Source organism: Streptococcus parasanguinis (genome assembly GCF_901875555.1).
Lineage (GTDB): Bacteria > Bacillota > Bacilli > Lactobacillales > Streptococcaceae > Streptococcus > Streptococcus parasanguinis_H.
Map to the genome: position 1 here is coordinate 112,196 of NZ_CABFMD010000035.1, position 8,647 is coordinate 120,842.

An 8,647-nucleotide genomic window follows, 5' to 3' on the forward strand; every position below is an offset into this window, starting at 1 on the left:
ATTTAGTGTGATTATGATATTTTACCGTTAAGTAAGCATTCCTTCTTCAAGAGTTATCACTTCATCAAACATTGAGATAAAAGTATCTGATGGTTCGTGAGCAATACAAATAATCATTTTTTCCTGCAATGAATCAACTAATTTTTCAATACGCAATCTATTTTCTTTATCTAGAGACGATGTAACCTCATCCAAAAGTAAAATTTCCTTATTCGCAAGCAGAGATCTAGCAAAATCTAGTCTCCTCTCTTGTCCTCCAGATAACTTATTTTTGATGGGATCCTCTAAATTAATATTTTCTAAGCTTACCTTTTGTAACACTTGATGAATTAGACTTTTATCATAGTCTTTATACATTGTCAAATTATCAATAGCTGGTTTATCAAAAATAAATGTTTTCTGCTCCACGTAAGCAACTGATGAGTAATCTAACTTAATGCTAGTTAAATCCTGTCCATTAACTAAAATATTACCATTAGTATTAAAACCATCTGGTATCAAACCTATTAATGCATTCAAAAGTGTACTTTTCCCACTACCACTTTTTCCAACAATAAGATACTTTTTACCCACCTTAAATGTTAAATTTATATTTTGTAATATATTTTGTTTCTCACCTAATATTCCGAAACCAACAAGTTCAATTGTATTAATTTTTACATTTTCTGTCTTGGTGGAATCCTCAGATACTTGATGTATAGTTTCAATTAGGTCGTTAACCAATTTTTTTGAAGACAATATATCAGTATAGCTATGCTTCATGTTAGTAATTGGGTATGTAATATACATCACTAATTGACGAAGTCCGATAAATTCTCCTAGAGAAAGTCTTCCCTTGAGTACAAAAAATCCTCCTACTACCCAAGCTCCCTGATTTACAAGCATTGTTATTGCATAAGATATTGCCTCTATTGAATTTGCCTTTTTGTAATAAGCTACATTAGTTTGTTCTAACTGCTTACTTTTTGAATTCACTATATCAATGAAAGAGTGCACTGCATTAAATAGTTTGACTGTCTTTAAACCAGAGTAAAAATCTGATACCACATTAAAATAATTTTCTTTTGATTTTACACTTACATCTCTTGCATTTTGTAAAGAATTTTGAGTTAACAAAGGATAAAAAAGAGGAAGTAAACTCAAAACGACCATTATGATAGTATATGACGGTTGTATAAACAAAGATATGACTGAGGCAAAAATAAAAACTAAAATATCATTAGTTATACTAATAATTTGCTCTAAATATTGTTTTTCTAAGACTTCTAATTCATTAGTATAGGTTGAAATATGCATTTCAGGATTACTACGATAAACATCAATCAATGGTTTTCTTCCGTTACTATCAGTCAAATCACTTCGTATATCATGTAAAATTTTTTGAATTAATTTCTGATTTGAAACTTCAACACAGTACTCCATTGCAGAATCAAAAACTATGTAGACTAGCAACAACACTACATATAAGATGAATGTTTTTGAATTAACATTTGAAATAGAATCAATAATGCCTTCTAGCACAAAAGCCAAGCTCAGTACAGAAATTGCTCCAATAATATTTACTATTAAGAATTGACCTACTAAAAAGGGATTTTGATAAAAATATTTTTTCATTCGAGATTCTTTTATAACTTCCTTAATTAATTAACCTAATAAAAATCAGGAGCGATAATAATTATCACCCCTGACTCAACAAAATGCACTTTAACATGCACGCTGACTTGGCTGATTTCTTCCCATCAAGATAGCAGCTACATCAATGTCGTCAACATCAATAGAAATATTTTCTTGTTTTAAAGTAAGCTCTGTATTTTCCATAGCATGTTTATCCTTCCATAAATATATTTAAGATTTTTATCCGGTGAGGAGAAATCTTATCAAACCTCATAATGTCGTTATAGATTAGTCTGAACAATTAGAGAGCTTTTCCATTCGCAGGACCAGGATCAATACCTCTATCCATCTTATGAACTTGAGGTGTTCTCGTAATTCCTAACAGAATTAAGCCAATAGCTAATACAGCAACTATTTTCTTAAACAAACTTCTCATATACCTCTCCTTTTGTTTTCTTGCATTTATTTTATCACTTCAAAATTGGCTTGTCAAGAACTTTTATAACCTTTTTTTATTTATTTTTCATTTGATACTTTTTTGTATTTTATGATAGATTAAAAAAACGATGCTCACTTGAACATCGTATCCATTATTCTGTTATATCTGCAATATAATGCTCAACTTTCAAAGTCATTGGCATGTTTTCCTCAAGTTTGTATAGGAAATGGGCTATCTCAAAATATTCTTTCACTGAACTTTTAGAAGAAAAATTTTCACTTACATTTCCTATCAATAAGTACAAATCAGCTAATAGATAAGTTGTTCTGTAATCCTTACACTGCTTTATCGTAGCTGTAATTTTAGTAATAGCTTCTTCAATATTGTTCTGTAACCATAGATAACGACAAACGTTATAATTAAACTTAATAGATAGTTCTATCTCTGCAATTGTGTTTAAATTGAGTTGATTTACTTGATACTCTAGTTTCTCACGAATTTCATTAAAACGTTCTAAATCTTCTGTATCATAATAAAAATTGAATAGAGTATTTGAAACTTGAAAGTAGTTCAAATCAGATACACTTAACTGAGATAGCATCTTCTCTAATCGTGTAATCGCATCATCTTTCTGTCCGTAAAAATAAAAATCTATAAGAGACTTTATCCACTCCATGTAAAACTTATCTGCTAAAGATAAGCGATGAGCTTTTACATTTTCTAGTTCATATATATACTTCAATGATTCATAATTTCGGTTTGTTATAAATGTCTGTGATAATTTTTTAAACTCTGATAACTCATCAATCTCTTCTACGATTTGTTCATCAAAAAAGTAGTCCATACTGACTTTTAATTTCTTAGCAAGAGCATGTAAAAAATCCGCTCCAGGGGTAAACTCTCCACTCTCTAATCGACTGATTTGCCCTTGTTTACAGATACCCTCAGCTAATTCTCGCTGAGACATTTTTAATTCCTTTCGTCTATTTTTTAATCTAGTTGCTAATAATGTGCCCACGTTTGAATCTTCCTTTTCTATTCGATTTCAATGTCAATTGTAACATGATTAAATCTAAAATTCAAATCAATAATAAAAAAGATACAAATTATAGATAAATCTGGCAATGTCTATTACTGGTATACGGATGAACCAGGGGCTTTTGAGGCACTCCTTCCTGGTATTGCGGGACTTGGGGGAGCCAATGCCAAGGTAAAAGCCGGTTTCATTTTGGAAGAGGGCCATTATACACCAATTGTATTTGTAACAGGACTTAATGAAGACTTTGATTATAGCAAATACAATGATTTCCGTGTCTCACTCACAAAATAAAGACATATTCAACGCTCTTAAAATTGAAAACACCCCAAAAGTTAGATTTTCCTATCTATCTTTCAGGGTGTTTTCTTATAGCCAAATTGGGAAAGAAATCAAAACTTCATCGCTCTATTTCTACTTATTATATTGTTGAAGTGCTTTATTATATGCTTTACTGCCTTTTTGGTAATATTCATGTTCTATTCCAGATATATCGACTGTAATGGTGCCATCCTTAACTTTATATTTTACTGTTGAATCAGTTCTACCTTCTCCTGATAAAAGGAAGGTGTTACTTTCTTGATCAATTGTAAAACTATCAGGCTTCTCTAATCTATAAGATAGAGCGATCTGTGATCAAAAAAAGTTTTGTGACTAGTCAAGAGTATCCTGAACTTTTAAACCAAGAGAATTGGAAAACAATTAAGACTTGCTGTGACAATCTAAAAGTATGGCTCATCTATGATAAAGGAAAATCTATAGCTTATGTTTGGGATAAAAATAAGCTAACAGACAAAGAGGCAAAACAAAAAGCTGAATTGAAGTTACTATTAATGTGAGGAAAACGATGTATCAACCAGAAAAACTAAAAGCTCGTAGAAAAGAGCTAAAAAAGACTCAAAAAGATATTGCTGATCAGTTGGGAGTCAGCTATCAAGCCTATTCCGCATGGGAACGTGGAGTAAAACAACCATCTAGAGAAAAAGTGCAACAACTAGAGCAGATTCTAAATGTACCAAAAGGTTTTTTTACAGAGATCGAAATCGTCCGACTATATAATACTTTATCAGATGAAGGTAAGAATAATGCACTTAATTATGTCAGAAACCTAGTTCAAAAAGAAGCTTATAAGAACGTTGTTTCAATATCAGCAAAACTATACGAATATCATGTTTACGAAAAAATGTCTGCTGGTATCGGTTCAACGGTTTATAATGATCAGGATTATAATACTGTTTATTTTGATAAAGAACTAGCTCAAAAAAATGAAGCACCTATTCCAAACCTATTGGCTCGAGAATTTGACCAAGAAAAGCCACTTGAAGCAATTGTAACAGATTTGACCTACGTCCGTGTTGGAAATCGTTGGGCTTATGTTTGTTTGATCATTGATCTCTTTAACCGCGAAATTATTGGACTGTCAGTTGGGTGGCACAAGACTGCAGAGCTCGTCAAACAAGCCAATCAAAGCATTCCTTACGCGCTTACCAATGTCAAGCTGTTCCATTCTGACCGTGGTAAGGAGTTTGATAACCAGCTGATTGATGAGATGCGGCATCGCTCGGTCTCTAAGTCAAGCAGCTTGTCCCTATGACAACGCCGTGTCTGAAAGTACTTACCGTGCCTTCAAACTCGAGTTTGTCAACCAAGAAACCTTCCATTCGCTGAAAGAACTAACCTTTAAAACAAAGGACTACGTTTACTGGTGGAATCATCACCGCATTCACAGCAGTCTGAACTACCAAACCCCAATCGCTAAGCGAATCAGCGCTTTAAAAAAACACTTTATAAATTTTGTATAGAAAAGTGTTGCCTTTTCATATCTCATTTTTTTACTTAAAGCCTTGACAGACTTGACAAATGGTAGAAAAGAGCCTAAAAAGGCAGAGTCCTGATAAGTTCTACCTTAAATTTCGTTATGAAACAAGTTTATTTCTTTCTAACGTCCTCAAGAACCTCATCGCCTTTCAACTCAAAGACTCTGTGATTCTATTATTTGTAAAACTTCTTTCATATTTTCAACTTTCCATTGCGCTTTGTCATTAAAAAATGGTAATCGGCTATCATAATAACCAATAGTTGCAATTCCGGCGCTAGTTGAAGATTCAATCCCAGAGTATGAATCTTCAATTGCAATACATTGTTCTGCTTGCAATTCTAACTTATGTAGCGTTGTTAAATAGATAGACGGATTTGGCTTACTTTCTAAAAAATTCTCTCCGCTAACGATGACATCAAAATATTTTTTTATGTCACACCTTTCTAAAACTTCATTAATATGCTCATATTTTGATGATGATGCTACAGCTAATTTGATTCCGTTTTTCAATGCATAGTCAATAATTTTTAGAATTTCTTTTCTAAAAAGTAAAGAATAATCAATTTTTTCATATCTCTCATCACTAAAAGAAGCATATTCTTTTTCTATAGTTTTTATATCATATTGTTTCTCAATAAATTGCTGTAAAAGCCTATAAAGATTAAAATATGATTTACCAACTAATACCAATAGCTCAGTATCTTCGTAACTAGATTTTGGATTAAGGTGTTTGATAAAATCTTTCTGTATTAGAAAATCTTGGTACTCTGTATCAACTATAACTCCATCCATATCGAAGATTATACCTTTCAAATTCATAAATCCTCCTTTAAAATCAAAATCTATCATATATAATACCCGTGTTGCTAGTTGATAAAAAATCCTAAATTATAGACCAAAATAGCCCGTTCGATCTCTAATTGCAAACCTGCTAAAGAGCGAGCAAGCGGATGTTCAATGTTAAACAATGCATTTAGGACAGAGATCCGAGTTTCGATGGTCCTTCGGATTGTCAGGATAGCAGGATTGTTGTGCTCAGCTGCTCCTTTCATATTTTTACGAATCGGCGTCAAAAAGTCTATTCCCTTGGCTTCCAATCGTTTTTTCAGTTCCTTACCCAAGTAGTCCAAATCCGCTAAAACAGGAGTATAGGGGATGGCATCCAGCAACTCTTCTGCCACCTGAATATCATGGACCGAGACAGGCGTAACCAAGTAATCCAAAATATAGCCCGACTCTGTCACCGCCAGATGAATTTTAAAACCATAGAACCACATGTTTTTGGAAGCGCAGTAGCCGATGTTGGCCACCTCATTCAAGACCTTGGCCTGATGATTTCTAACCGGCTGACACAAGAGGACTGGAAAGCTGTCGATAATGACTAATTCATCAAAATCCAGCTGATTGAAATAGAAGCAAATCAGCTGAAGCAGGGGCATCAGATAATGAACACGGCGATAGAAGCGGCTTCTCTCCAATCCCTGAATCCGAAGAAATTTCGGATAAATTGATAAAACTTTCGCTGTGACTTCATCCCAATTTCTGCCTGAAATTGCATCAAGGTTAAAACAGAAACATTCGAAACCTTGCATTGCTCTACATTCTTGCGGTGGATCAACTCATCAGGAGCGACTTTTTGATATAAGTCACGGCAGACTTTACGAAGCTGCGGCATACTGAGTTGAAGGTGATGGCGATTCGGTGTATAATGGAAAATGTCCATTTGGTTTACCTCCCTGCTATTTTTCTTCACTTGCAGTGTACACCAAATGGGCTTTTTTGTTAAGTCAAATCAACTATCAGCAGGAGTATATAATATCTAATGGATTCTTAGATATTATATCAGGAGAAATAGTAAATTTTCTTGTTTTATACCAATTGACACCAACAGCTAGTACATTTGCTTTTTTGGCTGAGATAATATCTGCATCTGAATCACCAAAGAATATCGCATCTGAGGGAGTTGCATTATAATGGTCAAGTATCTTCAAAATTCCTTCACTATCAGGTTTAGAATTAGCAACATCATCATCAGATACAATGTAATTAAAATATTTTTCTAATTCTAATTTCTTCATACTTATTTGTATACTTTTTCGCCCCTTACCAGTAAAAACAGCAAGTCTTTTTCCTTTGTAATTTAATTTTTTTAATAGCAAAGTAATATTTTCAAATACTTTATTTTGAACAATAAAATGATCGTGTAAATTTTCATAAAGAATGTAAAATAATTCGACTGCTTCATCAGCATATTTTTCTTCTACATGGCTCCTTATAATATCTTCCTCACTACCTCCAAATAATGATTCAATATCCGAATCACTCATCTTGATATTTTTATATTTTTCAAACACTATCCTGAAGCAACTAAAACAAAGAGGGAGTGATTCAATAATAGTATTATCAAAATCAAAAATAAATATTTCTTTTTTGTCAATCATTTTAGTCCTCTATAATAGTTTATATAATCAAGATATTCTTGTTCAATGTTATAAGGAAGGGAGTTATAATTGAAATAACTTAACTCCAGCGTTTCTTCTGAACTTACATTCAATTTTCCCGTATAATTAATCGCTTTGTATAGAGAGGTAACTACATAGATTTCATCTTTGTTTTGCAGAACAAAATGATAATCCTGCCCTGAAAAAGTATGAATTAACTTCAATTCTTCAATTGTTAATCCTGTCTCCTCAAATACTTCTCTAATTGCCGTTTGTTCAAGTGTCTCTCCTACTTCCAATAATCCACCTGGCAATCCCCATGTTCCTGAAGAACGTTTTTGAAGCAACACTTGATCTAGTTCATTTTCAATAATAACATTTGAACCTACTAGAATAAGCAAGTCATTACCTATCTTTTTTCGAATTGTTGACACGTAATTTTCTGTTGGTGTGTTAAGCATCTTGTATCACCCGTTTCTTTATCTCTTCAGCATTGATATGAATGTTTCTTAAAATATTAACTATCATTTCGATATCTGCATACGTTAGAAATGGATGCATAGGTAAACAAATTATATTTTTGGAAATATTTTCAGTATTTTCTAAAACAAGATCATTGTATTCAGAATAACAATCCATTTTATGTATAGGAGGAGAAAAATAATTTCTTGTTGGAATACCCTCTCTATTCAAACTCTGAACAACTGTATCTCTATCTAACCCAAATGACCTTGCATGCACTACTATGCATAAATCTTTATATGTACTAATTTGGTTATCCGGTATTTTTTGCAACGATACTCCTTCAATTTCAGATAATAACTGTCTATAATAATTGCCAATCTTTTTACGCTCCGATAGATTTTTGTCAATTACACTCAATGACATTAGACCAGTTATAGCTGCCAACTCACTAAGTCTAGCATTAACACCAATCTCAGTACAATTATAATCTCCCGGATTTCCATATTCTCTTAAAAGTCTAATTTTGCTATCAATTTCTTTATTTTTACTTACGACAATTCCCCCTTCACCTGTAACTAGAGTTTTTGTAGGAGAGGTACTATATACTGAGATATCACCAAAGTTTCCCAAATGTGTTTTGTCAATGGTACTACCAAATGCGTGAGCAGCATCATAGATAAGTTTAAGATTATGGGTTTTAGATACCCTTTCTAATTCATATACTTCTGCTCCAACTCCGAATATGTGCACAGCAATAATGAACTGCACCCCAAAAGTTAGACAGAAAAAATCTAACTTTTGGGGTGTTTTATAATGAAATTAACTTATGAAGA

The 8,647-nt window shown here is 32.7% G+C and carries 7 protein-coding genes and 5 pseudogenes; 4 read left to right on the plus strand and 8 right to left on the minus strand.

Going from position 1 to position 8,647, the window contains the following annotated elements; genetic code table 11:
• Positions 1 to 27: 27 nt before the first annotated feature.
• The 3 genes from JX304_RS09580 to JX304_RS09585 all read right to left on the minus strand — a co-directional run bounded on the left by JX304_RS09580 (position 28) and on the right by JX304_RS09585 (position 3,071).
• The gene (locus JX304_RS09580; RefSeq protein ID WP_205012364.1) at positions 28 to 1,614 is read right to left on the minus strand and encodes an ATP-binding cassette domain-containing protein; all 1,587 of its coding nucleotides are present in this window, start codon (positions 1,612 to 1,614) and stop codon (positions 28 to 30) included.
• 301 nt (positions 1,615 to 1,915) lie between these two features.
• On the minus strand, positions 1,916 to 2,050 hold the full coding sequence (locus tag JX304_RS10900) for a hypothetical protein (RefSeq protein WP_275576590.1): 135 nt from the start codon (positions 2,048 to 2,050) through the stop codon (positions 1,916 to 1,918).
• Positions 2,051 to 2,204: 154 nt separating this feature from the next.
• A complete protein-coding gene (locus tag JX304_RS09585; protein WP_205012365.1) occupies positions 2,205 to 3,071 on the minus strand; it encodes a helix-turn-helix domain-containing protein in 867 nt (288 codons plus the stop codon).
• Between the two features lie 96 nt (positions 3,072 to 3,167).
• Between JX304_RS09585 and JX304_RS10840 the strand changes: the two are divergent.
• From JX304_RS10840 to JX304_RS10850, 4 pseudogenes are all read left to right on the plus strand, one after another.
• A pseudogene (locus JX304_RS10840) lies at positions 3,168 to 3,383 on the plus strand (hypothetical protein); the annotation flags it as partial.
• 299 nt (positions 3,384 to 3,682) lie between these two features.
• A pseudogene (locus JX304_RS09590) lies at positions 3,683 to 3,928 on the plus strand (ImmA/IrrE family metallo-endopeptidase); the annotation flags it as partial.
• An 8-nt stretch (positions 3,929 to 3,936) separates the two neighbouring features.
• Positions 3,937 to 4,098 (plus strand): annotated as a pseudogene (locus JX304_RS10845) (helix-turn-helix transcriptional regulator); the annotation flags it as partial.
• 249 nt (positions 4,099 to 4,347) lie between these two features.
• Positions 4,348 to 4,891, plus strand: a pseudogene (locus JX304_RS10850) (integrase core domain-containing protein); the annotation flags it as partial.
• A gap of 170 nt (positions 4,892 to 5,061) precedes the next feature.
• On the opposite strand, the gene JX304_RS09600 reads toward JX304_RS10850, so the two are convergent.
• The 5 genes and pseudogenes from JX304_RS09600 to JX304_RS09620 all read right to left on the minus strand — a co-directional run bounded on the left by JX304_RS09600 (position 5,062) and on the right by JX304_RS09620 (position 8,582).
• On the minus strand, positions 5,062 to 5,727 hold the full coding sequence (locus tag JX304_RS09600) for an HAD family hydrolase (RefSeq protein WP_049474691.1): 666 nt from the start codon (positions 5,725 to 5,727) through the stop codon (positions 5,062 to 5,064).
• Between the two features lie 47 nt (positions 5,728 to 5,774).
• Positions 5,775 to 6,631 (minus strand): annotated as a pseudogene (locus JX304_RS09605) (IS982 family transposase).
• 76 nt (positions 6,632 to 6,707) lie between these two features.
• Positions 6,708 to 7,349 carry an HAD family hydrolase gene (locus JX304_RS09610; protein WP_003005641.1) on the minus strand — a complete coding sequence of 214 codons (642 nt, stop codon included), beginning with the start codon at positions 7,347 to 7,349 and terminating at the stop codon, positions 6,708 to 6,710.
• The gene (locus JX304_RS09615) at positions 7,346 to 7,810 is read right to left on the minus strand and encodes an NUDIX hydrolase (protein ID WP_205012366.1); all 465 of its coding nucleotides are present in this window, start codon (positions 7,808 to 7,810) and stop codon (positions 7,346 to 7,348) included. The genes JX304_RS09610 and JX304_RS09615 overlap by 4 nt, the downstream gene beginning before the upstream one ends.
• Positions 7,803 to 8,582: a DegT/DnrJ/EryC1/StrS family aminotransferase gene (locus JX304_RS09620; protein ID WP_275576591.1), complete on the minus strand. Its 780-nt coding sequence runs from the start codon at positions 8,580 to 8,582 to the stop codon at positions 7,803 to 7,805. Before JX304_RS09620 ends, JX304_RS09615 begins: the two co-directional genes overlap by 8 nt.
• Between the last annotated feature and the right edge of the window lie 65 nt (positions 8,583 to 8,647).

Excerpts from the sequence above, each read along its gene's own strand:
- JX304_RS10900 (WP_275576590.1), bottom strand. The coding sequence starts at position 2,050 with ATGAGAAGTTTGTTTAAGAAAATAGTTGCTGTATTAGCTATTGGCTTA.
- JX304_RS09600 (WP_049474691.1), bottom strand. The coding sequence starts at position 5,727 with ATGAATTTGAAAGGTATAATCTTCGATATGGATGGAGTTATAGTTGAT.
- JX304_RS09615 (WP_205012366.1), bottom strand. The coding sequence starts at position 7,810 with ATGCTTAACACACCAACAGAAAATTACGTGTCAACAATTCGAAAAAAG.
- JX304_RS09580 (WP_205012364.1), bottom strand. The coding sequence starts at position 1,614 with ATGAAAAAATATTTTTATCAAAATCCCTTTTTAGTAGGTCAATTCTTA.
- JX304_RS09610 (WP_003005641.1), bottom strand. The coding sequence starts at position 7,349 with ATGATTGACAAAAAAGAAATATTTATTTTTGATTTTGATAATACTATT.